This window comes from Micromonospora arida, assembly GCF_042873195.1.
Classification (GTDB): domain Bacteria; phylum Actinomycetota; class Actinomycetes; order Mycobacteriales; family Micromonosporaceae; genus Micromonospora; species Micromonospora arida.
The window spans coordinates 419,183-445,397 of sequence record NZ_JBIALC010000004.1; the positions used below are offsets into that span (position 1 = coordinate 419,183).

A 26,215-nucleotide genomic window follows, 5' to 3' on the forward strand; every position below is an offset into this window, starting at 1 on the left:
CGGGCGGACCACCGCCAAGGCGCATGCGGGCATCTCACCGTCGGCTGGCACAGGCGACACACGTACGCGCGGACGGGCGGGCGACGAGGCGCTCGGCGGGAATGGGACGGGAGCACCGTTCGCACACGCCGTAGCTGCCGTCGTCGACCCGCCGCAGCGCGACGTCCAGTTCGGCCAGGCGTCGGCGGGTGGCGTCCAGGACAGCGGTGAGCTGCGCGCGTTCGAAGGCGATCGTGCTGCCCTCGGGGTCGTGCTCGTCATCGGCGTTGGACGACCGGGACGCCTCGAAAAGGCTCCGGAGGTCACCGGCCAGGACGGTGGCCTGGATCTCGCTCTGCTCGCGCAGCCGCAGCAACTCCTCGCGGACCGCGCTGGAATCCCTGTTCATGGCCGTTCCACAGTACCTGGGGGATGACGGCGGTCACATTACTGGCATTTCGAGACGACCGGTCATATCGTGGTGTCCGTCAGTCAGCCGGAAACCCCGGGGGAGAGGAATGCCACGAGATGCCACGAACAAAGTCGCCGGCCTCCGCCGGGACCCGGCAACGGTTGTCCGACGCCGCGTTGGACCTGTTCCACCTGCGGGGCTACAACGGGACGAGCGTCCAGGACATCGTCGCCGCGGCCGGGGCGCCCAAGGGCACCTTCTACAACCACTTCGCCAGCAAGGAGGACCTCGCCCTCGACTCGGTGGCGAGATACTCCGGGGCGATGGGGCTGGAGATGCTCGACGAGAAGCAGGGCGGCAGCCCGCTTGAGCGGATCACCGGTCATCTGAGGTACATCACCGGCCTCGGCGACACCATGGGTGACCGTGGATGCCTGCTCGGGAACTTCGCCACCGAGATCCCGGCGCACAGTGATGTCCTGCGCAACGCCGTCGACGCCGGCTTCGGCCGCTGGGTCGCCGCGCTCGCCGCGGCGATCGAGCAAGCGCGGGCTGCTGGTGAACTGCACGGCGACGAACCCGCCACTGATCTCGCCGGCTTCGTCGTCTCCAGCTACGAGGGCGCGGCAGCGCGGGCGAAGGCATCCGGTGACCCGGCCGCCCTTCGGGAGTTCTTCACGATCACCACGGCCCGGATCCTCACCTGATCCGCGTCCGATCCCAGCGGTAACAGTCCGCGTCGTTCCATCCGACGTGGCGCGTACCCAATCCAAGACGACCGGTCGTACGCCTTCGGCCGGTAAGCGCACCTGCATTGAGGAGTGAGACATGAGCACCTACCTGATCAATCACCTGCGTATCCCGGGCGGAGTGCCGACCGAGGAGTCCCTGCGTTACCTGGAGCAGGTGCAGGCCACCACCGAGGCGTACGGCGCCAAGTGGCTCGTCCTGGATGCCCAGGTGCAGGTCCTCGAGGGCAGCTGGCCCGGTTCCGTCGTGCTGATCGAGTTCCCGGACGCCGAGACCGCCATGACCTGGTACAACTCGCCCGAGTACCAGGCGATCCTGGCGCTACGCGTCGATCACACCATCAACGACCTGGTCCTGGTGGACTCCGTCGCCCCGGACTTCACGGTGGCCGATTACGCGCGTCAGATCCGGACCCTGCTCGGCCAGTGACCAGCGCTCGCTGACCTGCCCTGCCGCGATCCCCGCGCACGCCGCGCCGTGCGCGGGGATCGGCTACATGAAGTTGCGGGTGTGCAGGGCGGAGAGCGCCGCCGCCTCGTCGGCCCGGAAGCCCAGGCGGACGAGTCGGCGTTGACGGCCCTGATCCATCGCGTGTTGCAGAGCCTGCACCCGGCCGAAGCCGGCGGACACGTCGTCCGGATGCCAACCACCCGCCGCGAGCACCACCAGCGCGTCGAAGACGTCCGCGTTGAGGCCCGCCGTGTCGACCAGCGCGTCGTGACGGCGGTGGATGGCCGCCCGCAGCCGGTCGCGCAGCAGTGGATCCGACTGCGCCTGATGCTCCAGGTGTGCCATGCCGAACACCACGTGCCGGCGCTCGTCCTGCATGGCGAGCCAACAGATCCGACGGGTCACCGGGTCCGGGGCGAACTCGTGCAGGAACGACAGCAGATCGACGAAGCTGCCCTCGCCGAGCACGGAGAGGAGGAACGACGCCAGCGCGAAGTCCGCCTCCGCGACGAGGGTGAACAGCGACTGCCGACCGCCGGCGGACGACGTGCCCATCTCGGCGCCCCGTAGCAGCGCCCGCCGGCTGAAGACCTCCATGTGTCGGGCCTCGTCGGCCATCTGCACGGCGAGAAGCTGCACGACCTCCCGGAAGTGCGGGTGGATGCGTCCCACGAACCGGGCCGGCACGACGAGGGCTGCCTGCTCGTTCTCGACCAGGTACGTCATCACCTGCACCACCGCGGCCTCGACGTCGGCCGGCAGCGCGAACGGGTCGTCCCACGGCACCGCGGTCTGCGGGTCCCACTGTCGGGCGGCAGCCTGCGCGTACAGGTGGGGGGCGATGTCGGCCCAGACCAGGTCACGGTCGTCCAGGTCGAACCGGGCCTCCGGACCACCGGCTTCGAGCAGCGCGCCCCGGACGCCGAGCCCCCACCGTGCGGGTGGACGGCTGCTGAGCGCCGACGGCAGGGCCGGCCCAGCCCGCTCCGCGCCGAACCAGCGGTCGTCATCCGCCGACCCCCGGACCACCACCGCCACCAACTCGTTCGCCTCGCCCCGATCCGGCCATTCGACCTGGTGGCCCCGGCCACGACACCAGGCGGGCAGGTGTACGCGCAGCGCCGGGTCGCGCCCGGAGACCGCCAACCGGCCGCCGGGCGGCAACCCGGCCAGGGCGCGCTGCACGAGCAGGTGCGCGCCCCGGCCGAAACCCAGGTCACCCAGGTCGAGCGCGGCGCCCGGTGTCGCGCTCACGGCCGGTAGTCCGTGGCCGTCACCCGCCCGTCGGGGGAGTAGAAACCGCTGGTGTCGACCGCGTCGGCGAGGACGTCGTACCCCGTGGTGCGGCCCTCCCGCCAGGCCGTCAGCCCCTCCAGGTCCAGCAGCGGACGCACCTGCGGATCGGCGTACGACATGCCGAGCAGCAGCGTGCCGAAGAGCCGGACCCCGTCGGACTCCGGTGCGCGGACCGTCATGTTGCAGTGGTCGTAGCGTGCGGTCTGCGCCACGATCCGGGTGCCCTCGGGCGGTAACGTGCCCTCCTGGACAAATGCCAGATGGTTGGCGTCGATCATGCAGGCGGCGTCGACCTCCCCGGCCACCAGGGCGCGGGCTGCGTCGCGTTCGCCGCCGATGTGGTCGCCGTGCAGGCCGACACCCACGTCGAAGCGGCGTACGTCGACGGTGACTCCGCGCGCGGCGAGGTGGTCCAGCGGGATCAGCGTCGCCTGTGGACTGTCGACCGCCCCGACGGCGACCACCCGTCCGGCGAGGTCCGCGAGCTGGCGCACCGGCGAGTCCGCGCGGACCACCACGACCGAGGTGAGGTCCTGGTCGGTGTCGCGCATGGTGAGCGCGCGTACGGCAGTGCCGTTGGCGGCCGCCAGCCGCTCGGCCCGCAGGTAGGCCAGGGGAGAGTTCCAGGCCGCGTCGATCCGTGCGGCGATGAGATCCTCGACCTGTCGCTCGTAGTGCGAGTAGAGGACGAAGTCGAAGTCCAGGCCCTGCCCGCGCAGCCAGGTGCGGAAGCCCTCCCAGATGGTCACCACCTTGGGGTCGTACGCGACAGCCCCCAGCAGAACGGTTGGCGCGGGCATCAGCGGTTGGCCTCGTCGAGCAGCGGGAGCCCGGTGGCGAGCCGACCGACGAAATCGTGCAGCGCGTCGGTGGTCGGCGCCATCACCCGGGCCGCGCGGGCGTCCCGGAAACGGCGCTCGAGGCCCAACTCCTTGCGGAAGGCGCTGCCGCCGCAGAGCTGCATCGCGCCATCGGTCACGTCGGCGACGGTCTCGCCGGCGAGCGCCTTGACCTGGAGCACCCGCAGCATCGCGTCGTCGCGGCCGGTCTCCAGTGCGGTCAGCGTGTCGCCCAGGAAGGCGCGTAGCGCGTCGGTACGGATCATCAGCCGGGCGAGGTCGCGTCGGGTGACGGGCGCGTCGCGCAGGGCGGCGCCGGTGTGCGCGAGCGTGGTCCCGGTGAGATGTCGGCCGGCCTCGGCCACCGCGCTGTCAGCGAGACCGAGACAGAAGGCGGCGTTGAGCACCAGGAACCAGGGCAGGACCGCGCCGAGCGCGGTGTCCAGCCCGGCCCCGTCGGCCGCCATCCTCGCCGTCGACGGAACCCGCAGCCCGTCGGCGGTCATCGGGCGGGAGCCGTTGCCCCGCAGACCCAGCCCGTCGAAGTCGCCGGTCACGCTCAGGCCGGCGCTGTCGGAAGGCACCAGCCACAGAGTCATCGGGCCGGCGTCGCGGGTCAGCGGAAGGCTCGACCAGACGTAGCTGCTGGCCTCGCCGGCCGCGGTGACCCAGCTCTTACGGGCGTCGAGGCGGACGGTGTCGTCGTCGGCGACTGTCGCGGTGCCGGTCGGCGACCAGAAGTGGCTGCGCGAGCCGTACTCGGAGAACGCCAACGTGGTGAGGTGATCGCCGGCGGCGATGGCCGCGCGGACGTCCCGGGGACCGTGCGCCTCGATGACGGCGGTCGCCGCGTAGTGCATGAGCACCACCATCGCGGTGGACCCGCACTCGGCGGCCAGCCGCTCGATCACCTCGGCGACCGCCCGCATGCCGTGGCCGGCGCCGCCGACCTCGGTCGAGGAGGCCAGGCCGAGCAGGCCGGCTGCGGCGAGAGCGTCGACACCCGGACGGGGGAAGGCCCCGTTCCGGTCGACGATCGGCGCCTGCGGGCGGATCACGTCGTCGATCACCGTGCCGAGCGTGTCAGTGGGATCGGTGGCGGTCTGGGCATTGTCGACACTGGTCGTCATGCTCGGTACCCCTCAAGGCAGGCCGATGGGACCGCCGTCGACACTATCCGAACCCGAAGACGCAGCGCGAGCGTCGGATCACCGTCTGGCGCGGGCGTTGTCCCGGTGGGGTCGGCCGTGACCGTCGTCCCGGTCGATGCGCAGCTCGCGCTCCAACTCGGTGATGACCGCCCGCAGGTCGTCCAGCCGTTGGGTGAGCGCGATCCGGTCCACCTCGTCCGGTACGCCGTCGCCGTCCTCGTCGTACCCGGGAGCCAGTCGCTCGGTCATCTCCAACCGGCGGGCCTCCTCCATGGAGTTCACGATGACCGCGATGAGGATGTTGAGCAGCAGGTTGACGGTGATGACCACGTAGCTGACGTAGTAGAGCAGCGTCCATGGTGAGATCGCCATGCCCTGCTCGATGAGGTCCGGCAGCGTCTCCAGCGACAACAGCACGAACAACGTCAGCAGCGATCGGCCGATGTCGCCGTACTCCTCCGGATACCTGTTGCCGAAGATCAGCCAGCCGGCCATGCCGTACACGTAGAGCGTCACCACGGCCAGGGCGAGGAACCCGGTGACGCCGGGCAGGCTGCGCCACAGCGCGGAGACGATGGTCCGCAGGCCCGGTGAGAACCGGACCAGGCGGACCATGCGGGCGACCCGGACGACCCGTAGCAGCGCCGGGTCGCCGTGCAGGCCCGGGATGAAGATCGCCGTGATCACCACGAAGTCGAAGACGTTCCAGCCGTGCCGGAAGAAGTCCTGTGGGCGCCTGCCGTAGGCGGCCAGCCGGACGGCGATCTCGACGACGAAGACCGCCCGGAAGAACAGCTCCAGCGCGTGCAGCGCGGTGCCCGCAGGGCTGAGATCGTCGTACGTCTCCAGGCCGAGAACGATGCCGTTGGCGAGGATGACCACGACGATGGCGATCTCGAAGGGCCGTGACCGGGCGAGCCGGTCGCAACGGTCGATCCAACCCGAGCGGTGCGGCGGCGGTGTGGATGGACCACCCCGCTGGGCGGGCACGGGTGCGTCACTCACCAGTCGGCCGGCTCGATGAGGCGCGCCGGGCCGGGGCCCACTGCCGGCCGTCGTCGTGGCGGTGCGGCTGGTGTGCGGGCATGCCCACCAGCCTAGCCAAGATCAACGACGCTGCGCGACCGCGCCGTCCGTGCGGCGTGACTCGTTCGCCGCGCGTCGGCGTGATCCGCGCGGCGACGACACAAATCGCGAACGGTGTTTGCGGTTTACAGTAGGTCGGTGAGTGACACAGCCGCAGGCGGCCCCGACCGGCAGCCGATCTGGAGCAGGCCCGAACGCGGCAGCCGCGGCCCCGCCCCGGCGCACAGCCGGGACGCCATCGTCGTGGCCGCCATCACCCTGGCCGACACCGAAGGGCTGGCCGCGGTGTCGATGCGCGCCGTGGCCGCCGCGCTCGGTACCGGCGCCGGTTCCCTCTACCGCTACCTGTCGTCCCGCGACGACCTGCTGGACCTGATGACCGACCGGGCCGTGGGGGAGCTGCGCCCGTACCCGCAGGTGGAGGGCGACTGGTTGGAGACGATGGTGCTGCTGGGGCGCCGGCAGTTGGCGCTGTTCGGTGCCCACCCGTGGCTGCTCGAGTTGATCCACCGGCCGTCCGGCATCGGTCCGCAGAGCCTGGCCTGGTTCGACAACTGCATCCGGATCCTGGAACCCGTGCGCTGCCCCGTCGCCGCCAAGTTCGAGGCCATCGCGATGATGACCGGCGTGGTGAGCCTCTTCGCCCGCCGCGAGTCCCCCGCCGGGGCGTTCAGCTTCGCGGGAGTGGACCTCGCGGCGTACCCGCACCTGGTCGCGGCGTTCAGTCAACCCTCCGGACCGGCACCCCGGGCGGATCTCGTCGAACGGACCCTGCGCAGTCTGCTGACCGGCCTGCTGCTCGGGGAGTCGACCGAGGCGGGCTGACCACCTCCGGCGTACCGGTGGTGTCTGCCGGTCCTCCGCCCACCTCGACGCCCGCTGGTCTAGGTTCTCGATGGTGAGCGGGACCAGGCGACCCCGCGCCAACTGCGGAGAGGTGCGCGATGTCCGACTCTGATCTTGCCGACCTGCGCCAACGGGCCAAGGACGGTGACCGGGACGCGGTCGACCAGCTCGTCGAGCTCGCGGGGGAGCGGGGCGACCTGGGCGAGTTGCGTCAGCTGGCCGAGGACGGCAACGCCGACGCGGCGGCCCAACTTGTCGAACTCGCCACCGAACTCGGCGACACGAAAGAGCTGCGGCGTCTCGCCGACCAGGGTGACCGGGACGCGGCTGACCAACTCGTCGAGTTGGCCGCGGAGCGGGCGGACGTCGGTGAACTCCGTCGGCTCGCCGACGGCGGGAACTCTGACGCGGCCGACGTCCTTGCCGAGCTCACCGAGGAGCAGGGCGAGGCGGAGTAGTCGGCCGGGACGCGGGAGCGCCCGCAGCCGGCGTCACGTTGCGGTGGTGAGATATCGGCGGTAACCGAGAGCGGACTGCGCGAACCCGATGGACGCGTAGAACCGGTGGGCGTCGGTACGCGCGGCGTTCGACACCAGCTGGACCTTGTAGCAACCGGCCGCCGTCGCCTCGTCGAGCGCCGCCAGCATGAGGGCTCGGGCGACTCCACGACGGCGCCAGCCGGGCGCGACCACCACGTTCTCCACCACCATGTACGGTCGCGCGCCGTGGGTGAGGTTGGGGGCGACGAGGGTGTCCAGGGTGCCCACGAAGGTGTCTCCGGCGACGGCCAGCAGGAGGCGGCGGCCGGCTTGGGCGTGCAGGTCGCGCCAGGCGGTGGCGAGCCGGGCGGCGTCCGGCCGAGCGTCGTCGGGGGCGAGTTGCCACAGCACGTCGAAGACCAGCTCGGGGTCGTCCTGCTCCACGGCGGCGCGGACCACGAAGTCGCCGCCGTTCACCGGGCGGACGCCGGAGTGTCCAGATCGGACCGCAACGCGTGCCGACATGGCGACCCGACGGGCCGGGAGAGCTGCTCATCGACGTGCTGCCTCACCATGCCGCCGAGGATAACTGTGCGGCTTCAGCGTCGAAGCGGGCGACGGCGACCGGGGCCCCCGCCGCCCGCTTCGGCAATGAACTCGGTCAGGCCCGCGCGGCCCGGATGGCGTCGCGCAGTGGGGTGCTCGGGCGGCCGAGCAAACGGCTGAGGTCGTCGCTGTCGGTTGCCAGTTCGCCATTGGCGATCGAGTGGTCGAGCGCGGCGACGAAGCCGGCGGTGCCCGCGTCCAGGCCGACGTTCTCCAAAGCGGAGGCCAGCTCGGCGGCGGACATGTCCTGGTGGACGACGGTGGTGCCGGTCACCTCCGTGACGGTCTCGGCCAACTCGTCGAAGGTGAACGCGGAGCCGCCCAGTTCGTAGACGGCGTTGCCGTCCTCCTCCCGGGCCAGCGCGGCCGCGGCCGCCACCGCGTAGTCGGCCCGGGTCGCCGCAGAGATCTTGCTGCCGCCGGTGGCGCCGAGGATCGTGCCGGACGCCAGGTACTGCGGGAGTTGGTCGGTGTAGTTCTCGGTGTACCAGCTGTTGCGCAGCACGGTGTAGGGCAGACCGGACGCGGCGAGGACCTCCTCGGTGGCCTTGTGCTCCGGGGCGAGCGGGTTCGCTGTGGTGTCGGCCTTCAGGATGCTGGTGTAGATGAGACGCTCCACCCCGGCGAGCTTGGCGGCGTCGATGACCGCGGCGTGCTGCGCGACGCGCTGACCGGGAGTGTCGCCGGAGATGAGCAGCAGGCGGCGTACGCCGGCCACGGCGCCGGGCAGCGTCGACGGGTCGTCGTAGCTGGCCTTACGGATCTCGACTCCGCGCGTGGCCAGGTCGGCGGCCTTCTCCGGGCTGCGGACGATGGCGGCGATCTCGGCGGCGGGTACGCCGCTGTCGAGCAACTGCTCGATCACCAGGCGGCCCAGCCGGCCGGTGGCGCCGGTGACGGCATAGGTGGGCATGGGAACCTCCGAGGGGTGGGAACAGATCAGTAAGCACTTCCGAATCTACAGCACTAACCAATAGGCGGCATGAGATAGGCTGGTGAGGTGAGCGACATGCCGGCCCAGGACCCGGCGGGGCCTACCCAGGAATTCGTCAGTGATGTCTTCGCGCGGGGTTGCACCTCCCGTGCGGCGTTCGAGGACGTCACCTCGAAGTGGGCCTCGCTGGCTTTGTTGGCGCTCGGCGAGGGCCGCTACCGTTTCAACGCGCTGCGTCGCCGCATCGACGGGGTCAGCGAGCGGATGCTCTCCCAGACCCTGCAGACCCTCGAACGCGACGGGATGCTCACCCGCGAAGTGCTCACCGCGATCCCACCGCGCGTCGAATACTCGCTGACCCCGCTCGGCGCCCGGGTCGCCGAGCAACTGCGTGGCCTCGCCGATCTGCTGGAGGCCTCGGTGCCCGAGTTGCAGACCGCCCGCGACAGCCGCGAGCGCGACCGGGGCTAAGGCCTTAGGACGATCCCGCCCCGGCTTCGCGTCGCGCCATGACCGTCCGTGGGCTCTGGCGGATGCGCTGGGTCGCCACGACGCATCCCAGCACCACCAGCGCCGCCGCGATCGAGGCGGGGGAGACCACCTCGCCGAGCAGCAGCGCCGACCACCCCAGGGTGAGCACCGGCTGGGCGAGTTGGACCTGGCCCACCTGCGCTATGCCGCCCCGGGCCAGGCCCGCGTACCAGGCGAAGAAGCCCAGGAACATCGAGACCCCGGTGAGATAGCCGAACGCCGACCAGCCGAGAGCGTCGGCCTGCGGCGGACTGGCGGCGGCGGCAACGGCCGTGACGGGAACGGTGACGGGCAGCGAGAGCAGCAACGCCCAGCAGATCGTCCGAGCGCCGCCCAGCTCGCGGGCGAGCGCGCCGCCCTCGGCGTAGCCAAGGCCGCAGAGCACGACCGCCGCGAGCAGGAACAGGTCGGGCAAGGTGAGGGCCCCGCCTACCGCGCCGCTGGCGCCGAGAAAAGCGAGCACCGCCAGCAGTCCGCCGGCACTCACGATCCAGAACAGCGGCGGCGGGCGTTCGCCGGCCCGCAGCACCGCGAACACCGCCGTCATCGCGGGCAGCACGGCGATGACGACCGCGCTGTGCGCGGAGGTCTGGGTGAGAAGCGCCATCGAGGTGAACAAGGGAAAGCCGACGATGACTCCGAGCGCGACGATCGGCAGCCGTTGCCACTGAGCGCGGGTAGGCCGCGGTGCGCCGGTGAGACGCAGGTACGCCCAGGCCAGCAGCCCCGCGCCGACAGCCCGGCCGAAGGCGACGAACCACGGGTCGAGCTGCTGCACGACGATGCGGGTGGCTGGAAGCGACAGGCTGAAGCCGAGCACGCCCAGTGCGCCGAGGCCGAGCCCGACGATCCGATCCGCTGTTACCGTGGTTCTGACAGTAGCGCTACTCTTGTCCCTCATGGAGAACGGTAACGCAGCCCAACGCGTTATCCAAGATCTGCGGAGTCTCGCTGCCGCCGCCGGTCCCGGTGCCCGGTTGCCCTCGGTACGCGAGCTGACCGCCCGACATCAGGCCTCGCCGGTCACCGTCGCCGAGGCGATCCGTCAGTTGGCGGCCGAAGGGCTGATCGAGGCGCGACCCGGCCGGGGCACCTTTGTGGCCACTGCGCCGGACCAGCCAGGCGTACCCGACCTGTCCTGGCAGACCGTCGCGCTCGGGCCCCGCCGGTTCGGTCAGGATGAGATGCAGGCGCTCTTGGCGCTGACGCCCGCCGGAACGATCCCGCTGTCCGGTGGCTACCTCCACGCGGACCTGCAGCCTGCCGCTGCGCTCGGCGCCGCCCTCACCCGAGCCGCCCGCCAGCCCGCGAGCTGGCAGCGTGGGCCGGTCGAGGGTCGCGCGGACCTGCGCGCCTGGTTCGCCCGCGAGGCCGGGGCAGGGCTGCACGCCGAGGACGTGCTGATCTGCCCCGGCGGGCAGGCCGCACTGTCGTCCGCGTTGCGGGCGCTCACCGCGCCCGGCGACGCCCTGCTCGTCGAGTCGCCGACCTACCTGGGTGCGTTGGCCGCGGCCCGCGCGGCCGGGCTGCGGGTGGTGCCCGTGCCGGCTGACGCCGACGGGGTACGGCCCGACCAACTCGCCGCCGCGTTCGCCCGCACCGCCGCCCGGCTCTTCTACTGCCAGCCCCTGTACGCCAACCCGCACGGCGCGACGCTGGCGGAGCACCGCCGGGCGCAGGTCGCCGAGGCCGTACGCGACGCCGGGGCGTTCCTGATCGAGGACGACTACGCCCGTGACCTCACCATCGACGGTCCAGCCCCGCCACCACTGGCCAGCGATGATCTCGACGGGCACGTCATCTACCTGCGCTCGCTGACCAAGTCGACCGCCCCCGGGCTACGCGTCGCCGCCATCGGAGCCCGGGGCCCGGCCGGGGCGCGGTTGCGCGCCGCGCGGCTGCTCGACGACTTCTTCGTCGCCGGACCACTGCAACAGGCGGCGATCGACTTCCTCACCTCTCCGGCGTGGTCGCGGCATCGCCGGGCACTGCGCACGGCCCTCCGGACACGCCGTGACGCGTTGCTGAGCGCACTACGCCGGCATCTGCCAAGCCTTGCCCCCCAGTCGATCCCCCGTGGGGGCATGCACCTCTGGGTGCGCCTCGCCGCCGGCACCGACGACGAGGCACTGGCCGCTGCCGCAGCGGCCGAAGGCGTCGCCGTCTTCCCGGGCCGGCCCTGGTACGCGGCCGAGCCCCCGGCCCCGCACCTACGCCTCACCTACGCGGCAGCCGCGCCCGAACTCATGGACGAGGCCGTTCGACGCCTCGCCCGCGTCCTCCGTTGAACACCGGGCGCCTGGCTGGTTGGCGTCCCTTTGCGGACGGACGGCCTCAGGTGTTCAGCGTCTCGCGCGGCGGCACACCGAAGTTGGCGTGGTAACGCGCGGTGAACCTGCTGTGGCTGGCGAATCCCCACCGACTGGCGATCGCCGAGACCGTCTCCTGGCGCGGGTCGGCGCGTACCAGGTCGTGGTGTGCCCGGACGAGCCGGACCCGACGCAGGTAGGCCATCGGGGTGGTGCCGAGGTGACGGCGGAAGGCGAGTTGCACCGCCCGGAGGGAGACGCCGGCGGCGCCGGCGATGTCGGCCGCGCTGATGTCCCGGTCGGCGTGCTCCTCCAGAAACGTGATCGCCCGTCGCAACGTGGCGGTGGTGGCGTCGTTCCGGTCCGCGGCGGTCGGTTCGGTGAACGCGGTGTTGGGGAAGACCGCCAGCGCCGCCGCGGCCAGCATCCGGGCGGCGTTGCCGATCACCAGCGACTGTGCCCCGGCGGCCGGGCTGTTCAACACGATGTCGCGAACGAAGCTGGTGGTGTTGCGCCACTGACGGGCGAGGGCAGTGCTGGCGGCACCCAGTTCGGTGAACTCGATCCGACCGGGCCGGCGGGTCGGCGCGGTGGTGGCCACCTGCGCCAGCACCGACAGGTCCAGTACGCAGAGTTCCACCTCGCCGGGATGCCAGTGGATGGTGCACGGCTCCTCCGGCCTCGTCACGAGGAAGACATCGCCGGGGCCGAACCGGTGGGCCGATCCGGCGCAGGAGCGATCGCCGTGCGCGGTGCGAGCGCGACCGATGGCCAGCCCGCCGAGGGCGCTGGCGTCGATCTCAAGGTGCCCGTTCTGGCGCGTGGTCGCGATGGCGAAGGGGCCGGTGTCGACGCGGTGATGGGTGAGCCGATATCCGTTCCTGCTCTGAATACGCAGCTTCGGGTCGTACGTGGCGGACAGGAATTCCTGGATGGTCGCCGGGTCACTGCTGTCGAACTCGTGGGTCTGCACTGGCGATGACGTCATCCGCTGTCTCCGTCCGGTGGAGGTGCCGCCGGGTGCTGGAACGGGTGCCGACGGCAGGTTCGGGACGTGCCGGGGTACTCGGCGGTGACCCGGCGCATCGTTGGCCGGCGGTGCGGTGAGATGGAACGTCGCGAGCGGGACGGCAGCGACCGGTTGAGTGTGTCGGATCTGGTCTGACCATTCAGCGAGTCTGAGCCGCAATATCTGTAGATGGGAATGTCACCATACGACAATCGCCGACGCGCCGTCCTGCGAATCACCGTGCTGTGTCGGCAGCTCGACTTCGTTTTCCGGCTAGCGCGCCAACTGGCTCTACGTCTGCTGTCCTAGCCACCCTCGTGGCCGACAGCGAAATCTTGTTCATGATTCGTCGGAGGATGACCGGGTCACTGCCGGAAGGCCGACCCACGGAGGGGGAAGCGTTGGACAGTACCGATCCTGACCGCGTCGTTCGGTTGGCCGTCGCCGAGGCGCTGGCCCGGGTGGCGGACGAGGACAGCCTGGGTCTGGGCGAGGGAGACGCGCTGGAGAGGCTCGGACGTGGGCTCCGTGAGGTGCTGCGCCGCGCACTCGACGACCGGGTGCCACTGACCACGCCGGAGTTCGTCGACCTCTGCCGCGACCTGGGCCTGCACCGTGACGCCTTCGACCTGCTGGGGCACTATCTGATGACCGCGTTGCTGACCCAGCACGTCGGACCGGACGCCCTGATCCGCGTCGGGGTGCTCTTCGGCACCGTCGGCCGCTACCTGCCCGGAGCCCGCCCGGTGGCCCACCGCAACGAAAGTGCCGCGGCGCGGCGACGCGACGTGCGCTCGGACAACAGCGTCGTCGGTCGGTACCGCCGCGCCAAGCTGCCGGAGCACCTCCCCAACCCGCCGAGTTGGACCTGCACCGGATGCGGCCGCGAGTGGCCCTGCGCCACCAAGCAGAGCCAACTGCTCGCCGAGTTCGGTGGCGCGCGCGCCTCCCTCGCGGTCTATCTCGGCTCCTGCCTCGTCGCCGCCGCTGAGGACCTGCCCACGGTGCCGCTACCCCGGGTCCGGCTCCGATTCCTGGGCTGGCTGCCGCGCGCCCGGATCTGACCGGGCCGTCGACCGGCACCGGTCGTCCGGTGCCCTGACCCGGACAGCTCGGTGCCGACTGGACACTGCGCGAGCACGGGGTGACCCGCTGCTGCCCAATCCGGCGTTGCACGCAGGTCGGGGCAGGGTGTTCATCGTGCGCACCTGCTGCGTACGGCGGCTGTTCACCGCCTTCTCCGAGGCTCCTTGATCGAAAGAGCATTCGCTTGATCGAGGAGAGGCTCTCAGGTGAGAGACAAGCATCCCGAAGAGACCGAGCACGCGCAGCTGTCCCGGCGCAAGCTGGTCAAGTACGCGGGCGTCGGCGCGACGCTGGCCGCGGCCAGCCCACTGGTCGGGGCCGGCGCGGCATGGGCCGACGAGGACCGCCGGCCGGGTGACGACGACAAGACCGACCGGGGCAACTCCAAGAACCGGGCGTGGCGTGCGGGCGACCACCATATCCACTCCGAGTACAGCGGCGAGTTCGACACCACGAAGTCCCCGATCGTCTTCCACAAGGGCGCGGACGCGGTCTACCCGATCGTCACCAACGCCATCATGGCGAAGAACTTCGGCCTGACCTGGGCGATGTGCACCGACCACGGTGGACCGACCCACTCGAAGGTGAACATCGAGCAGGCGTACCCCGACCTGCTGCGGTCCCGCAAGCTGGTCCCCGAGGTGCTCCAGTTCTGGGGTATGGAGTTCGACGCGCCCTCGCTGGACCACCACACGCTGATGATCCCGCGCCACGAGGACGAGGCGAAGCAGCTCTTCGAGCTGGAGAGCCGGTTCGCCAAGTACGACGCGTTCCCCACCGACCCGGCCCGCGACACCGAGGCCAGAATGGTGGAGTTCCTCAAGGTCGCCCGGGGCATGCCGCACAAGCCGCTGGTGATCGCCCACCACGCGTCCCGTTCGGCGCCCGGTCTCGGCGTCTACGGCCAGGACACCCCGCGCGAGTTCCGCAACGGCAACAACGCCGCGCCGGACGTCTACATCGGCTTCGAGGGCGCGCCCGGTCACCAGGCCGGCCCGCTCAACGGTGGCAAGCGGGGCGGCTACGGCAACCACCCCACCTACGGCGGCTTCGACCAGATGACCGCCCGGGTCGGCGGCCTGTGGGACTCACTGCTCGGCGAGGGCCGGCGCTGGTGGATCACCGCGACCTCGGACTCGCACGTGCACTGGACCCGGGGCGGCTCCGACTTCTGGCCGGGCGAGTACAGCAAGACGTACGTGCACGCCCGCCAGGACTACGGCGACATCATGGATGGCCTGCGCAACGGCCGGATCTGGGTCACCACCGGTGACCTGATCCGCAGCCTCGACGTCACCGCCAGGTCCCAGGGCAGGACCGCCGAGGTGGGCGAGACGATCACGGTGAGCCGTCGCAGCCGTACCGATGTCGAGATCGAGATCACCTTCCGACCGCTGGGTGGGGTGAACGCGAACGGCGACCGGCCCGAGGTCCGCCGGGTCGACCTGATCGTCGGTGAGATCACCGGTCCGAGCGCCAGCCTGGACGCCGACACCAATTCCACCACCAAGGTGGCGGCCCGGTTCGGCCCGCGGGACTGGCGTCGGCAGGGCGACAGCTACGTCATCCGGCACACCTTGCGCAACGTCGAGGCGGACACCTACGCGCGGGTGCGTGGCACCAGCACCGACGAGGCCGAGCCGCTCGCCGATGGGCTGGAGAGCCCGTGGGACGACCTGTGGTTCTACTCGAACCCGGTCTTCGTGCACGTGCGCTGACCGGGCGCGGTAGCGACATCGGGCCTGTCCGGCACCGCTCGACGGACGACGTCGGGCGGTGCGGGGCGGGCCCGATGTCGCATCCAGGTCAGTCGGGCCTGCTGCGGCGGGCTCGGGGGGTGGCGGTTCGCCCGCTCCGCGCCGTCGCGGCGCCGGTCCGGCGCGCAGCAGGCGCCGGTGTCGCCGAGTCGGCCTGCACCTGTGTCACCACCTCGCAGAGGTCGCGCAACGGGTCCACCGCCTGGGCCGAGCAGGCGACCTTCTGGAGCAGTGACCGCAGCGTCGCCGACTCGGCCGAGGTGAGCGCCCCCAGCAGGTGCGACTCGACCTGCCGCAGTGCCAACCGCCGCTGCTCCCACGCGGCACGGCCGGCGTCGGTGACCTCGATCAGCCGGTTGCGTCGGTCTGCCGGGTCCGCGCGCCGGGCGACGAACCCGGGCCGCTCCAGGTCATCGATCAGGTACGTGAGGACGGTGCGGTCGATGCCGATCTCCTCGGCGATCGCGCCCTGGTTTCGGGCCGGCCCGTTGCTGGCCGCGGTGAGCAGTTGGTAGCCGCGTGGGCCGCCGGGGAAATCGGTGAGCGCGTGCTCGGCCGCCCGGACGTAGCCGCGGAAGACGATCCCGAGCATCCAGCCCAGGTCGTCGTCGAGCGGATCGGGCCGGTCCGGCCGGTGAGAGGCACCCGTCATCCCCCGACAATAGCGCAGTGAGCCAGACCTTGTTGGCAGAAGATGTTCTGTGTGGCATAAGGTTAAGGTTGCGACGCATCGTCCGAGGCGTCGGGGAAATCGGGAGGCTCGCAGATGAGCGACTACGGCCACGACCTGGTCTTCGGCTCCTTCGTCACGCCCAGCGCTGACAATCCGGACCGTACGGTCGGTGTCGCCGTCCTGGCCGAGCAGGTCGGGTTGGACCTGGTCACCTTTCAGGATCACCCCTACCAGCCGGCGTTCCTCGACACCTGGACGCTGCTGAGCTTCGTGGCGGCCCGCACCGACCGGGTGCACCTGGCGGCGAATGTGACGAACCTGCCACTTCGTCCGCCGGCGGTGCTCGCCCGCAGTGTGGCCAGCCTCGACCTGCTCAGCGGTGGCCGGATCAGCCTCGGCCTCGGGGCGGGGGCGTTCTGGGATGCCATCGAGGCGATGGGCGGCCGGCGGCTGACCCCCGGCCAGGGCGTACGAGCGCTGGAGGAGGCCATCGAGGTCGTCCGTCAGCTCTGGGACGTCGAGACGCGCGGGGGAGTGCGGGTCGACGGCGAGTTCCACCGGGTGGTGGGCGCCAAGCGCGGTCCCGCTCCGGCCCACGCGGTGCCGATCTGGCTGGGTGCGTACAAGCCCCGGATGCTCCGGCTCACCGGTCGTCGGGCCGACGGTTGGCTGCCCTCGCTGGGCTACCTCCAGCCCGGTGACCTGACCAAGGGCAACGCGATCATCGACGACGCCGCCCAGCAGGCCGGCCGGTCCCCGCGGGACGTGCGCCGGCTGCTCAACATCGCCGGAGAGTTCTCGACCGTCGGGCGCGGCCCACTGAACGGGCCCGCCGAGCAGTGGGCCGAGGAGCTGGCCGAACTCGCACTGGAGGAGGGCGTCGGTACCTTCATCCTGGGCAGCGACGACCCCGACGACCTGCGCCGCTTCGCCGGCGAGGTGGCCCCCGCCGTTCGCGAGCTGGTCGCTGCCGAACGTGACCGGGGCGCGGCTGCGGAGCGTACGCCGGAACCCGAGCCGGAGCCGGTCGCTGCGCCGCCGGTCCGGGCGAGCCGCGCCGCCGCGACCGGTGGTGCGTTCGCCGTGGTGCCGACCCCGGACGACGGCGTACGGCGAAGCGAGCAGCAGGTGTGGGACGAGTCGACCCGGCCGACCGGGCCTGAGCCCGACCCGGAGCGCGCCTACACCCCGCAGGAGCAGGCCACCGGCGCACACCTCGTGCAGATCCACGACGGCCTGCGCGCCGAGCTGGCCCAGATTCACGACCTGATCGAGCAGGTGGCGGCCGGCGAGATCGACGCCGGTGCGGCCCGGTCCCACATCAACACGATGACCATGAGGCAGAACCGGTGGACCCTCGGCGTCTACTGCGAGTCGTACTGCCGCATCGTCACCACCCACCACACGATCGAGGACCAGTCGCTCTTCCCCCGGTTGCGGGCACGTGATCCCCGACTCGGCCCGGTGGTCGACCGGCTGGAGCAGGAGCATCACGTCATCCACGACGTGCTGGAGGGTGTCGACCGGGCCCTGGTCGCGTACGTCGGGTCTCCGGACGGCCTCGCCGAGCTGCGGGCCGCGGTGGACCTGCTGACCGACGCCCTCCTGTCGCACCTCAGCTACGAGGAGCGGGAGCTGGTCGAGCCGTTGGCGCGGTTGGGCATCGCCTGATCAACGGGGCCGCGGCGGCGGCTCGGGGTTGCCCCGATCCAATCTGAGAGACTACTCTCGAAACATGTCTCTCAAGAATCCGTACGGGGATTTCGAGATCAGCGAGCCGCAGGCGCTTCGGGCGCTGGCCCACCCGGTCCGGCTGGCGATCCTGGAGCACCTTCAGCGGCACGGCCCGGCCACGGCCACCGGGCTCTCGCCGCACGTCGGCGCCACACCGTCGGTGGTCAGCTGGCATCTGCGGCACCTCGCGACGTTCGGCCTGGTCCTCGACTGGGACGGTGCCACCAGCAAGCGGGAACGCTGGTGGCAGGCGGCAGCCCGAGGCTTCCGCTTCACGGTGCCGGAGGGCACCGAGGGGCAGTCCGCCAGCCGGCAGCTACGCGGCGAGATGTTCGCCCGCAACGCCGATGCACCCCAGCAGTGGCTGCTGCATGAGGAGCCCCGACTGGACCCTGAGTGGCGCACGCTGGCCGGCATGGCCGACACGCGGTTCGTGGCCACCGCCGACGAGCTGCGGCAACTGGAGGAGTCCATTGAAGAACTGATCGCCCCGTACGTGCGGCGCAAGGAGGGGGCGGCCCCGCCCGACGCGCGGATCGTCCGCATGCTGCGCTACCTGCTGCCCGAGCCGGGGGACGAAGCCCCGGCCGAGCCCGGCGACGACGACGCGGCCACGTCGTGACCGCCGCCACCGACGCCCCCGCCGACACCGGGCCCCCGCCGGCCCTGCACCGCGACCGGCGGTTCCGCACCTTCTGGATCAGCGAGACGATCTCCCACTTCGGCGATCGGATCAGTGAACTGGCCCTACCGCTGATCGCCGTCACCCTGCTCACCGCCACCCCCGTGCAGGTCAGCGTCCTCACCGCGCTGATCTGGCTGCCCAACCTGCTGGGCCTGTTCCTGGGCGCCTGGGTGGACCAACGCACCCACAAGCGTCGACTGCTGATCATCGCGGATCTGATCCGCGCCGCCGTGCTGCTCAGCCTGCCGGTGGCCTACCTGTTCGACGCGATCACCCTCACCCAGCTCTACCTGGTGGCACTGCTCACCGGCTTCGGCGCGGTGCTCTTCGCCATGGCGCGTCAGGCGTTCTTCGTCGGCCTGGTGCCGCGATCGGCGTACGTGGACGCGAACAGCAAGATGAGCATGAGCCGGTCGCTGTCCTTCATCGCCGGCCCGGCCGTCGGCGGTGGGCTGGTCCAGGCGCTCAGCGCGCCGGTCGCGATCGTCGTCGACGCGGTCTCCTTCCTCGGCTCCGCGCTGCTGCTCAGCCGCATCCCGGTGACCGAGCCCCCGCCGCCGCCGCGCCGGACGTCCACTCTCGGCCTGGTCCGCGAAGGGCTCGTGCTGGTGCTGCGGCACCCGGTGCTACGGGCCGCCCTCGGCTGCACCAGCACTGTCAACTTCTTCACCTTCATCGCTGGCGCGCTGCTGGTCCTCTACGCCAGCCGCGAACTCGACCTGTCAGCCGGCGCGATCGGCATCGCCCTCGGTTTCGGAGCGCTCGGCGGCTTCGCGGGCGCGGCGCTCGCACCTCGGGTCTCGCGCGCCATCGGCCTGGGCCGTACCGCCATGATCGGCGCGGTGCTCTTCCCCGCGCCACTGGCGCTGACCGCGCTGGTGTCCGGACCCACCTGGACGAAGGTCGCCATGCTGGCGGCCATCGAGCTGGTCTCCAGCGTCGGGGTGATGCTGATGGACGTGAACCTCAACGCCCTCATCATCGCCGTGACACCCGCCGACGCGCTGGGACGCCGGGCCGGTGCCTACAGTGCCGTCAACTACGGCATCCGACCGCTCGGTGCGCTGGTCGGCGGTGCGTTGGGCACCACCATCGGGCTGCGACCCACCCTGGCCATCGCCGGCCTGGGTGGCGTGCTCGCCGTGCTGTGGTTGCTCGCGTCACCGGTGCGCCGCATCCAGACCATCGACGCCGCCTGAGGGCAGCGGCGGCGCGGTGTCCTGAGCCGCGGCCCAGGACACCGCGGGTCAGGCGGCCTCGGCCAACAGGATCCGGGCCAGCTCGGTGGGTTGGGAGAACATCGGCCAGTGGCCGGTGTCCATGGTGACCAGTCGCCAGTGGTCACTGGTCAGCAGTTTCGCCACCGTGTCGTTGGGCTCAGGCCCGTCGAGCAGGCACTTGACGTACGTCGCCGGCAGCTCACCCAACGGCCGGTTCAGCACGGCCGGCTCGGTCAGCGTCGCCCCCGGATGCGGCGTGGAGCCCTCGATCAGCCGGGCGACCTGCTCGTCGGTGAGACCCTGACCGTCGAAGTCGGCCGCGCCGAGCGGAGCCCAGAAACCGTTGTTGTCGGCGATCTGCGCCTCGAAGGCCGCCTGACCCTGCCACCAGCCGGAGGCGAACGACCCACCGTCAACCGGCACCTCGGAGTCCACGAAGACCACCCGGGCCAAGCGGTCGCCGATCCGCTCAGCGGCCTGACCCACCGGAATGCCCGAGTAGCTGTGCCCGACCAACACCACGTCGCGCAGGTCGCCGCGCTCGATCTCGTCGACGATGTCCTGCACGTGGGTGTGCTGCCCGGCGGGCACGCCCTGCTTCTCGGCGAGGCCGGAGAGGGTCAATGCGTGGGCGCCGTGGCCGGCCTCCCGAAGTGGTGCCACCACCTCGTCCCATGCCGACGATCCCAGCCACGCCCCCGCCACCAGTACGAATTCAGCCATGGGCGGGACCCTATCGGCACCCTCCGACAGCCCCGATACGTCAGGACCAGGTGCGGGCCTGGGCCGGTGACCGCGAAAGGTCAGCCGGTGGCGTCGAGGTGGGCCGCGATCTGCCTCGGGAGCGGATAGCTCCGTTCGGCCGGCAGGTGGTCCGTGGCCGCCCGCACGTCATGGGCCCGCACCAGTTCCCGTACGCGGTGGACGGTGGGGGTGATGTCCGTGACGCTGACCGTCCAGTCGTCGACGTACCGGGCGACGGCTTCGCTGGACAGTCCGACCTGCAAGGACCGGTAGGGCAACGCGCTCAGGTGCAGTGTCCGTTCCGGATCCCACTGCACCCGTACCGGGCTGGCCCTGAGCTGCCGCGACCACGTCGCCCGGTCACCGTGCAGGCCCTGGTCGTAGTGACTCAGACAGGCTCGCGTCAGCGCCCACTCGAAGCCCTCCCGCGTGATGTCGATGGACAGCACGCGCTCCTGCCCAGGCTTGGTGGCCCAACCGCAGCGGTACATCATCCACAGGAACGACGGCTTGATCCAGGTCATCCGGTCACGCTTGAAGGGGGCCACGAAGCGACCGGCGGCCACCGCCGGCAGCGCGATCTCCGATGGGTACGCCTGGTACACGGTGATCGTCTCGGCCGAGAAACGAGCACGGATCTGACGGGCAGGGACGGACACCCTGCGATCTTCACCCATCCGGCGCATCCTCTCCACCGGGATTTCGTACCCGGCCGGGGGAGACCCGGTGCCGTTCGGCGGCTGTCGAATTGCGCACTCAGCCGTGGTCCCGGGCGGGCGGCCCGATCTCAACGGGCATCCGGTAGATCTGGACCGGGTATTCGACGGCCGAGACCCCGCCGTTGAGCCCGGCGGTCAGGTGCAGCTGGGCCGCCGGCATCCAGAGCCGGGCATCGGCGTCGAGCCACATCGCGTCCACCCAGGCCAGTCGAGGGTCGGCGACGAGCGTCCGTACGCTGCCGTCGGGTGCGAGGACGAGGACACGCCGCCGTTCCAGGTCGCTGAGATAGATGGTGCCGGCGGCGTCGATGGCCGTGCCGCCGGTGCTGGGTGTGTCACACCAGCGTTCGACAGTCCGGGCCAACTCGTCGGCGGACACCGACGGATCGTCCAACCAGCGGGTGGCGATCCGGGACATCCCGCCGGAGGCCGGCTGGTAGTAGAGCCAGCTACCGTCCGGCGACACCTCCAACTGGTCCACGTGCAGGCGTACCTCGGCGCCGTCCGGGTCACGCAGCACGCGACCGTCGGCGACCACCGGGCCGCCCGCCGTGCTCGGATGCCCGTCCAACACCCGTCTCGACCGACCAGAGTCGAGGTCGAGCACGATGAGGCCGGCCGCCCCGGCGTCGCTGAAATACGCCACCCGGCCGTTGAATCGGACGTCGTCGACGTAGCTGCCCGGGCGTACCGCCTCGTCGAGGTGGTAGACCCGCTCCACGCGGTCGTCGTCCGGGTCGACCGCGATCAGCCGAGCACCGCCGGGCACCTGCGCGGAACCGATCTGCGGCGCGCCCGAGTCGACGATCCACAACCGGCCGTCCGGGCCGCCGCGCAACCCGTTGACGTGGACGAACGCCCCGCTCGGCGATTGGTCGGCGCGGTTCCAGGCGACGTCGGGGTACGGGACACGACGACCGTCCGGCAGCACCTCCACCACCTGCACGCCGGGCCGATCCGCCAACGGGTAGCTCAGGAACACCCGCCCTCGCACTGTGGTCACGCCCGTGCACACCCGGTCCTCCTGAAACACCGGCGTCAACCGGTGATCCTCCTCGGTGGGCAGCGACGACATCGACCTGCTCCTCACCCGCCCGGCGGCGCCTCGGCTTCAGCCGGTAACCGACGGCTACGGCCGTCCGGCGCGGTATCCCCGGAGCGTGCCGGCCGAAACCGTCGGTCGCAGGACACCGCCGACGCTCAACCGGCGGCAGGATGCCCTCGGCGCTCAGCCGATCGGCGGTGCCGGAGGGATGACCCGGGCGGCGAGCCGCTTCGGGGCCATGACGCAGTAACTCTCGGTGAGCAACTCGCCCACCTCCTCCCAGTCGGTGTTCGCGTCCAGGACCATGCCCATCACGTTCGGGCTCCAGTCCGGTTTGTAGAAGGGGTGCCCCGTGGCCAGGAGCCCGGCGATCTCGTCGAGTGGCGACCGGAAGGTCAGCAGGCAGGCGGGCTGGCCGACTGCGGCAGCCCGGGCGTGCACCGGCTGGCGATCGGGGTCGACGGTGAGCACGTGGGCGATGGTCCGCTTGCGGATCCGCCAGCGGGTGCCCACCCAGGCGGGCTCCTCGTAGGTTTCCGGCAGCCCGAGACAGATCGGCCGCAGCCGGTCGAGGACCTCGGGCGGGACGTCTCCGGGTGCGGTCACGGACAACGACGCTAACCGGTCGGTGTGACAAGTTCCGCTCGTCGAACCCCGCCGGGGCCGGTGGTGCCCGCCCTGCCGATCCGCGAGGATGGGCGGGGCGACAGTGGGCCGTCGCCCCGGCCCGACCCGCCCCCGTGCCCGCTGAGGAGTGCCGTGCCGTCCACCCTGCTCTCCCGCCGTGACCTCGACTTCCTGCTGCACGAGTGGCTGCGGGTGTCCGAGCTCGTCGAGCGCCCCCGCTACGCCGAGCACTCCCGGGAGACCTTCGACGACGCCCTGGATCTCGCCGAGCGGGTGGCCACCGAGCAGTTCGCCCCGCACAACCGCGCCGCCGACCTGGCCGAGCCCACCTTCGACGGGCAGCGGGTGCGGCTGATCCCGCAGGTCCGTGCGGCGTTGGACAGCTTCGCCGAGACGGGCCTGCTCACCGCCGGGCTGGACGCCACGGTCGGTGGCCTGCAACTGCCGCACGCGGTCGCGGCGGCCTGCTTCACCTGGTTCCAGGCCGCCAACGTGGCCACCTCGGCGTACCCGTTCCTCACCCTGGGCAACGCCAACCTGCTGCTGGCGCACGGCAGTCCCGAGCAGGTGGACACCTATGTCCGGCCCATGCTCGACGGTCGGTTCTTCGGCACCATGTGCCTGTCCGAGCCGCACGCCGGCAGCTCGTTGGCCGACATCACCACCCGCGCCGAGCCGCAGGCGGACGGCACGTACCGGCTCTTCGGCACCAAGATGTGGATCTCCGGTGGCGACCACGAGTTGGCCGAGAACATCGTCCACCTGGTGCTGGCGCGCATTCCGGGCGCGCCGCCCGGCGTCAAGGGCATCTCGCTGTTCATCGTGCCGAAGGTGCTGGTCGGCCCGGACGGGTCGCTCGGTGAGCGCAACGACGTGGCGTTGGCCGGGCTCAACCACAAGATGGGGTTCCGGGGCACCACCAACACCCTGCTCAGCTTCGGCGACGGCGCGCACACCCCGGCCGGCCGCGCCGGAGCGGTCGGTCACCTGGTCGGCGCGCCGCATCAGGGCCTGGCGCAGATGTTCCACATGATGAACGAGGCCCGGATCGGGGTCGGGGCGGGCGCCACCGCGCTGGGCTACACCGGCTATCTCAAGAGCCTGGCGTACGCGAAGGAGAGGCCGCAGGGCCGGCCGGTCGGCGCGAAGGACCCGGCCGCCGCGCAGGTGCCGATCATCGACCACCCCGACGTACGACGGATGCTGCTGGCCCAGAAGAGCTACGTGGAGGGGGCATTGGCGCTGGTGCTCTACTGCGCGCGGTTGCTCGACGAGCAGAAGACCGCCCCGGCCGAGGCCGACCGCGAGCGCGCGCACCTGCTGCTGGACGTGCTCACACCGATCACGAAGAGTTGGCCGTCGCAGTGGTGCCTCGCCGCCAACGACCTGGCGATCCAGGTGCTCGGAGGCGCCGGCTACACCCGCGACCACGACGTGGAGCAGCACTACCGGGACAACCGGCTCAACCCGATCCACGAGGGCACCCACGGCATCCAGGCACTGGATCTGCTGGGGCGCAAGATGACCATGCAGGGCGGCGCTGGCCTCACCCTGCTGACCACGACGATCGGTGACACGGTCGAGCGCGCCAGCAAGGCCGGGGGAGAGGCGGCCGAGCTGGCCGACCGGCTGGCCGCCGCGGTGGACCGGGTCACCGCTGTCACCCGTCGACTGTGGGCCGACGGCGACCCGGTGCTCGCGCTGGCCAACGCCACCGCCTACCTGGAGGCCGTCGGGCACGTGGTGATCGCGTGGATGTGGTTGGAGCAGGTGCTGGCGCTGCCGGCGGAGGGGGCCGGCGACGCGTTCCACGCCGGCAAGCGCCAGGCCGCCCGCTACTTCTTCACCGTCGAGTTGCCCCGGACCGGCCCGCAGTTCGACCTGTTGGAGAGCCGGGACCGCACCACACTCGACATGCGCCCGGACTGGTTCTGACCGGTCCCGCCGCCCGTCACCGTCGGCGGGACTGGTGGCTCATGGCCTGCCGCCCCTTGACGACGCCCCAGACGATCACGATCACCAGCGCGATCACACCGATGATGATCAGCCAGCGGACCGCCTCGAGAAGCAACCCGAGCAGGATCAGCACGCCGGCGACCACGCCGACAACCCAGAGCAGTGCACGCATGTCGACCTCCCGTAACCGGCCGCGCCTGGTGCGGCCGGCCCCGGCTCCTCGTTCCCCGTCCGGCCGACACCATGCGCGAGCGGCATACCGGAGTCGATCAGCGGCCGGTACGCGCCACGTAGACGGTGTTGGCCGACTCCCCGCCGGTCAGCGGGTTGGCGAACGGCACGACATGCGCGCGTACGCTCGCGAACACCTCGGTGAGCGCGGCGGTGAACTCGGCGTCCGGCGGGTCGTCCGACCAGAGCGCGAAGACGCCCTCGGGGCGCAGCAGGGCGGCCAGGCGACGCAACCCGGCCGGCGGATAGAACGCCGCATGGCTCGGGTGCAGGACGTTGCGCGGGGAGTGGTCGACGTCGAGGAGCACCGCGTCGAACCGCCGGCCGGGCACCTCGGTGTCGAAGCCGGTGTCACCGGCCACCGCCGCGAAGAAGTCGGCCTGCACGAAGCGGGTCCGGGGGTCCTCGGCGAGCCCCGCCGCGAACGGCAGCAGCCCTCGCTGGTGCCAGTCGATCACGTCCTCGATCGCCTCCACCACGAACAGTGAGCGCACCCGGGGGTCGCCCAGCGCCGCGCAGGCGGTGTAGCCCAACCCGAGACCACCCACCACCACGTCGAGCGAGTCACCGGTCACCTCGGCGAGACCGAGCCGGGCCAGCTCGATCTCCGCGACCGGGAAGAGGCTGGACATCAGGTACTCGTCGTCGAGCTTGACCTCGTACACCTCGACCTGGAGTGCCGGGTCCCGGCGTCGGCGCAGGCTGATCGCGCCGATCGGGGTCTCCCGCCAGGCCAGCTCTTCGAAACGCGCGCCCACGGGTGCCCTCTCGCCGCCGGATTCGTCCACGGATGGTACCGGTTGCCCCGCGACCGGCGGCCACGCAGGGTCCACGGGACATCGACGCAGCGCATATCCTGTGCCCGGCCGATCCACCGGAGGGGAAGTAACTGCTGGCGTTCTGACGGTCAGGAGTGTTCAGTGGTCGTCTTGAGGGGCGGTGTGAACTTGAAGGAGTGGGCGGCGGCTACCGGCGTCTCGTACGCGACGGCGGTACGAGTCCGGGACGTTGCCTGTTCCCGCGTACCGGCTCGCCGCGCGGCCGAGGTGGTCATCGAGGAT

At 71.3% G+C, this 26,215-nt stretch carries 28 protein-coding genes; 12 read left to right on the forward strand and 16 right to left on the reverse strand.

All coding sequences use genetic code 11. The annotated features are described in order from the left end of the window. Nucleotides 1–34: 34 nt before the first annotated feature. Nucleotides 35–388: a TraR/DksA family transcriptional regulator gene (locus ACFYP0_RS16045; protein ID WP_355493420.1), complete on the reverse strand. Its 354-nt coding sequence runs from the start codon at nucleotides 386–388 to the stop codon at nucleotides 35–37. A 119-nt stretch (nucleotides 389–507) separates the two neighbouring features. Here ACFYP0_RS16045 and ACFYP0_RS16050 point away from each other — a divergent pair, with 119 nt between their 5' ends. Together ACFYP0_RS16050 and ACFYP0_RS16055 are read left to right on the forward strand one after the other, a co-directional pair. After that, complete coding sequence (locus ACFYP0_RS16050; protein WP_355493421.1) at nucleotides 508–1,098, forward strand: TetR/AcrR family transcriptional regulator; 591 nt, start codon at nucleotides 508–510, stop codon at nucleotides 1,096–1,098. Nucleotides 1,099–1,219: 121 nt separating this feature from the next. Beyond that, nucleotides 1,220–1,570, forward strand: coding sequence for a DUF1330 domain-containing protein (locus ACFYP0_RS16055; protein ID WP_355493422.1), 351 nt, complete (start codon nucleotides 1,220–1,222; stop codon nucleotides 1,568–1,570). 63 nt (nucleotides 1,571–1,633) lie between these two features. Here ACFYP0_RS16055 and ACFYP0_RS16060 read toward each other — a convergent pair whose 3' ends face one another. The 4 genes from ACFYP0_RS16060 to ACFYP0_RS16075 form a co-directional block, all read right to left on the reverse strand. Further along, nucleotides 1,634–2,845 carry a ferritin-like domain-containing protein gene (locus ACFYP0_RS16060; protein ID WP_355493423.1) on the reverse strand — a complete coding sequence of 404 codons (1,212 nt, stop codon included), beginning with the start codon at nucleotides 2,843–2,845 and terminating at the stop codon, nucleotides 1,634–1,636. Further along, nucleotides 2,842–3,687, reverse strand: a complete 846-nt coding sequence (locus ACFYP0_RS16065; RefSeq protein ID WP_355493424.1) for a phosphate/phosphite/phosphonate ABC transporter substrate-binding protein — start codon at nucleotides 3,685–3,687, stop codon at nucleotides 2,842–2,844. The genes ACFYP0_RS16060 and ACFYP0_RS16065 overlap by 4 nt, the downstream gene beginning before the upstream one ends. Next, nucleotides 3,687–4,856 carry an acyl-CoA dehydrogenase family protein gene (locus ACFYP0_RS16070; protein ID WP_355493425.1) on the reverse strand — a complete coding sequence of 390 codons (1,170 nt, stop codon included), beginning with the start codon at nucleotides 4,854–4,856 and terminating at the stop codon, nucleotides 3,687–3,689. The genes ACFYP0_RS16065 and ACFYP0_RS16070 overlap by 1 nt, the downstream gene beginning before the upstream one ends. A 78-nt stretch (nucleotides 4,857–4,934) precedes the next feature. Continuing rightward, complete coding sequence (locus ACFYP0_RS16075; RefSeq protein ID WP_124856919.1) at nucleotides 4,935–5,882, reverse strand: ion transporter; 948 nt, start codon at nucleotides 5,880–5,882, stop codon at nucleotides 4,935–4,937. A 219-nt stretch (nucleotides 5,883–6,101) separates the two neighbouring features. On the opposite strand from ACFYP0_RS16075, the gene ACFYP0_RS16080 reads away from it, so the two are divergent. Both ACFYP0_RS16080 and ACFYP0_RS16085 read left to right on the forward strand, forming a co-directional pair. Further along, nucleotides 6,102–6,788 carry a TetR/AcrR family transcriptional regulator gene (locus ACFYP0_RS16080; protein ID WP_355493426.1) on the forward strand — a complete coding sequence of 229 codons (687 nt, stop codon included), beginning with the start codon at nucleotides 6,102–6,104 and terminating at the stop codon, nucleotides 6,786–6,788. Between the two features lie 119 nt (nucleotides 6,789–6,907). Then, nucleotides 6,908–7,267, forward strand: coding sequence for a hypothetical protein (locus tag ACFYP0_RS16085; RefSeq protein WP_244218945.1), 360 nt, complete (start codon nucleotides 6,908–6,910; stop codon nucleotides 7,265–7,267). Nucleotides 7,268–7,300: 33 nt separating this feature from the next. Here ACFYP0_RS16085 and ACFYP0_RS16090 read toward each other — a convergent pair whose 3' ends face one another. After that, on the reverse strand, nucleotides 7,301–7,765 hold the full coding sequence (locus ACFYP0_RS16090) for a GNAT family N-acetyltransferase (protein ID WP_356980369.1): 465 nt from the start codon (nucleotides 7,763–7,765) through the stop codon (nucleotides 7,301–7,303). Nucleotides 7,766–7,949: 184 nt separating this feature from the next. Beyond that, entirely contained in the window at nucleotides 7,950–8,807 is an 858-nt protein-coding gene (locus tag ACFYP0_RS16095; RefSeq protein ID WP_355493427.1) for an SDR family oxidoreductase, read from the reverse strand. 96 nt (nucleotides 8,808–8,903) lie between these two features. On the opposite strand from ACFYP0_RS16095, the gene ACFYP0_RS16100 reads away from it, so the two are divergent. After that, a complete protein-coding gene (locus tag ACFYP0_RS16100; protein ID WP_196924914.1) occupies nucleotides 8,904–9,299 on the forward strand; it encodes a winged helix-turn-helix transcriptional regulator in 396 nt (131 codons plus the stop codon). 4 nt (nucleotides 9,300–9,303) lie between these two features. On the opposite strand, the gene ACFYP0_RS16105 is transcribed toward ACFYP0_RS16100, so the two are convergent. Continuing rightward, nucleotides 9,304–10,260, reverse strand: coding sequence for a DMT family transporter (locus ACFYP0_RS16105; RefSeq protein WP_386996489.1), 957 nt, complete (start codon nucleotides 10,258–10,260; stop codon nucleotides 9,304–9,306). On the opposite strand from ACFYP0_RS16105, the gene ACFYP0_RS16110 reads away from it, so the two are divergent. Further along, nucleotides 10,259–11,647: an aminotransferase-like domain-containing protein gene (locus tag ACFYP0_RS16110; protein WP_355493429.1), complete on the forward strand. Its 1,389-nt coding sequence runs from the start codon at nucleotides 10,259–10,261 to the stop codon at nucleotides 11,645–11,647. The two genes, ACFYP0_RS16105 and ACFYP0_RS16110, sit on opposite strands and share 2 nt — an antisense overlap. 46 nt (nucleotides 11,648–11,693) lie before the next feature. Here ACFYP0_RS16110 and ACFYP0_RS16115 read toward each other — a convergent pair whose 3' ends face one another. Continuing rightward, nucleotides 11,694–12,656 (reverse strand): AraC family transcriptional regulator, encoded by a 963-nt coding sequence (locus tag ACFYP0_RS16115; RefSeq protein ID WP_355493430.1) that lies wholly within the window; start codon nucleotides 12,654–12,656, stop codon nucleotides 11,694–11,696. Between the two features lie 422 nt (nucleotides 12,657–13,078). Between ACFYP0_RS16115 and ACFYP0_RS16120 the strand changes: the two genes are divergently transcribed. Both ACFYP0_RS16120 and ACFYP0_RS16125 read left to right on the forward strand, forming a co-directional pair. Continuing rightward, complete coding sequence (locus ACFYP0_RS16120; RefSeq protein ID WP_244218946.1) at nucleotides 13,079–13,741, forward strand: hypothetical protein; 663 nt, start codon at nucleotides 13,079–13,081, stop codon at nucleotides 13,739–13,741. A gap of 228 nt (nucleotides 13,742–13,969) precedes the next feature. Then, on the forward strand, nucleotides 13,970–15,481 hold the full coding sequence (locus ACFYP0_RS16125; RefSeq protein WP_355493431.1) for a phosphoesterase: 1,512 nt from the start codon (nucleotides 13,970–13,972) through the stop codon (nucleotides 15,479–15,481). 88 nt (nucleotides 15,482–15,569) lie between these two features. Here ACFYP0_RS16125 and ACFYP0_RS16130 read toward each other — a convergent pair whose 3' ends face one another. Further along, a complete protein-coding gene (locus tag ACFYP0_RS16130) occupies nucleotides 15,570–16,172 on the reverse strand; it encodes a MarR family winged helix-turn-helix transcriptional regulator (RefSeq protein ID WP_355493432.1) in 603 nt (200 codons plus the stop codon). 114 nt (nucleotides 16,173–16,286) lie between these two features. Here ACFYP0_RS16130 and ACFYP0_RS16135 point away from each other — a divergent pair, with 114 nt between their 5' ends. The 3 genes from ACFYP0_RS16135 to ACFYP0_RS16145 all read left to right on the forward strand — a co-directional run bounded on the left by ACFYP0_RS16135 (nucleotide 16,287) and on the right by ACFYP0_RS16145 (nucleotide 19,811). Then, complete coding sequence (locus tag ACFYP0_RS16135; protein WP_355493433.1) at nucleotides 16,287–17,864, forward strand: LLM class flavin-dependent oxidoreductase; 1,578 nt, start codon at nucleotides 16,287–16,289, stop codon at nucleotides 17,862–17,864. Between the two features lie 64 nt (nucleotides 17,865–17,928). Beyond that, on the forward strand, nucleotides 17,929–18,549 hold the full coding sequence (locus ACFYP0_RS16140; RefSeq protein ID WP_124856937.1) for an ArsR/SmtB family transcription factor: 621 nt from the start codon (nucleotides 17,929–17,931) through the stop codon (nucleotides 18,547–18,549). Next, complete coding sequence (locus tag ACFYP0_RS16145) at nucleotides 18,546–19,811, forward strand: MFS transporter (RefSeq protein WP_124856939.1); 1,266 nt, start codon at nucleotides 18,546–18,548, stop codon at nucleotides 19,809–19,811. The genes ACFYP0_RS16140 and ACFYP0_RS16145 overlap by 4 nt, the downstream gene beginning before the upstream one ends. 48 nt (nucleotides 19,812–19,859) lie before the next feature. Here ACFYP0_RS16145 and ACFYP0_RS16150 read toward each other — a convergent pair whose 3' ends face one another. The 4 genes from ACFYP0_RS16150 to ACFYP0_RS16165 form a co-directional block, all read right to left on the reverse strand. Continuing rightward, nucleotides 19,860–20,555, reverse strand: coding sequence for an alpha/beta fold hydrolase (locus ACFYP0_RS16150; RefSeq protein WP_124856941.1), 696 nt, complete (start codon nucleotides 20,553–20,555; stop codon nucleotides 19,860–19,862). A gap of 80 nt (nucleotides 20,556–20,635) precedes the next feature. Then, a complete protein-coding gene (locus tag ACFYP0_RS16155; protein WP_124856943.1) occupies nucleotides 20,636–21,235 on the reverse strand; it encodes a DUF4291 domain-containing protein in 600 nt (199 codons plus the stop codon). 97 nt (nucleotides 21,236–21,332) lie between these two features. Continuing rightward, nucleotides 21,333–22,370 (reverse strand): SMP-30/gluconolactonase/LRE family protein, encoded by a 1,038-nt coding sequence (locus ACFYP0_RS16160; RefSeq protein WP_124856945.1) that lies wholly within the window; start codon nucleotides 22,368–22,370, stop codon nucleotides 21,333–21,335. A 153-nt stretch (nucleotides 22,371–22,523) separates the two neighbouring features. Further along, nucleotides 22,524–22,946, reverse strand: coding sequence for an MmcQ/YjbR family DNA-binding protein (locus ACFYP0_RS16165; protein WP_124856947.1), 423 nt, complete (start codon nucleotides 22,944–22,946; stop codon nucleotides 22,524–22,526). A gap of 153 nt (nucleotides 22,947–23,099) precedes the next feature. On the opposite strand from ACFYP0_RS16165, the gene ACFYP0_RS16170 reads away from it, so the two are divergent. Next, the gene (locus tag ACFYP0_RS16170) at nucleotides 23,100–24,902 is read left to right on the forward strand and encodes an acyl-CoA dehydrogenase (RefSeq protein WP_355493434.1); all 1,803 of its coding nucleotides are present in this window, start codon (nucleotides 23,100–23,102) and stop codon (nucleotides 24,900–24,902) included. Between the two features lie 16 nt (nucleotides 24,903–24,918). Here ACFYP0_RS16170 and ACFYP0_RS16175 read toward each other — a convergent pair whose 3' ends face one another. Next, entirely contained in the window at nucleotides 24,919–25,095 is a 177-nt protein-coding gene (locus ACFYP0_RS16175) for a hypothetical protein (protein WP_167362498.1), read from the reverse strand. A gap of 97 nt (nucleotides 25,096–25,192) precedes the next feature. Next, nucleotides 25,193–25,912 carry a spermidine synthase gene (locus ACFYP0_RS16180; protein WP_124853376.1) on the reverse strand — a complete coding sequence of 240 codons (720 nt, stop codon included), beginning with the start codon at nucleotides 25,910–25,912 and terminating at the stop codon, nucleotides 25,193–25,195. Between the last annotated feature and the right edge of the window lie 303 nt (nucleotides 25,913–26,215).

Bases quoted from the DNA above. Each gene is read 5' to 3' on its own strand.
- ACFYP0_RS16085 (WP_244218945.1), top strand. From the start codon at position 6,908: ATGTCCGACTCTGATCTTGCCGACCTGCGCCAACGGGCCAAGGACGGT.
- ACFYP0_RS16110 (WP_355493429.1), top strand. From the start codon at position 10,259: ATGGAGAACGGTAACGCAGCCCAACGCGTTATCCAAGATCTGCGGAGT.
- ACFYP0_RS16100 (WP_196924914.1), top strand. From the start codon at position 8,904: ATGCCGGCCCAGGACCCGGCGGGGCCTACCCAGGAATTCGTCAGTGAT.
- ACFYP0_RS16140 (WP_124856937.1), top strand. From the start codon at position 17,929: ATGTCTCTCAAGAATCCGTACGGGGATTTCGAGATCAGCGAGCCGCAG.
- ACFYP0_RS16045 (WP_355493420.1), bottom strand. From the start codon at position 388: ATGAACAGGGATTCCAGCGCGGTCCGCGAGGAGTTGCTGCGGCTGCGC.
- ACFYP0_RS16135 (WP_355493433.1), top strand. From the start codon at position 16,287: ATGAGCGACTACGGCCACGACCTGGTCTTCGGCTCCTTCGTCACGCCC.
- ACFYP0_RS16105 (WP_386996489.1), bottom strand. From the start codon at position 10,260: ATGAGGGACAAGAGTAGCGCTACTGTCAGAACCACGGTAACAGCGGAT.
- ACFYP0_RS16055 (WP_355493422.1), top strand. From the start codon at position 1,220: ATGAGCACCTACCTGATCAATCACCTGCGTATCCCGGGCGGAGTGCCG.
- ACFYP0_RS16050 (WP_355493421.1), top strand. From the start codon at position 508: ATGCCACGAACAAAGTCGCCGGCCTCCGCCGGGACCCGGCAACGGTTG.
- ACFYP0_RS16130 (WP_355493432.1), bottom strand. From the start codon at position 16,172: ATGACGGGTGCCTCTCACCGGCCGGACCGGCCCGATCCGCTCGACGAC.
- ACFYP0_RS16065 (WP_355493424.1), bottom strand. From the start codon at position 3,687: ATGCCCGCGCCAACCGTTCTGCTGGGGGCTGTCGCGTACGACCCCAAG.
- ACFYP0_RS16150 (WP_124856941.1), bottom strand. From the start codon at position 20,555: ATGGCTGAATTCGTACTGGTGGCGGGGGCGTGGCTGGGATCGTCGGCA.
- ACFYP0_RS16095 (WP_355493427.1), bottom strand. From the start codon at position 8,807: ATGCCCACCTATGCCGTCACCGGCGCCACCGGCCGGCTGGGCCGCCTG.
- ACFYP0_RS16175 (WP_167362498.1), bottom strand. From the start codon at position 25,095: ATGCGTGCACTGCTCTGGGTTGTCGGCGTGGTCGCCGGCGTGCTGATC.
- ACFYP0_RS16115 (WP_355493430.1), bottom strand. From the start codon at position 12,656: ATGACGTCATCGCCAGTGCAGACCCACGAGTTCGACAGCAGTGACCCG.
- ACFYP0_RS16070 (WP_355493425.1), bottom strand. From the start codon at position 4,856: ATGACGACCAGTGTCGACAATGCCCAGACCGCCACCGATCCCACTGAC.
- ACFYP0_RS16160 (WP_124856945.1), bottom strand. From the start codon at position 22,370: ATGTCGTCGCTGCCCACCGAGGAGGATCACCGGTTGACGCCGGTGTTT.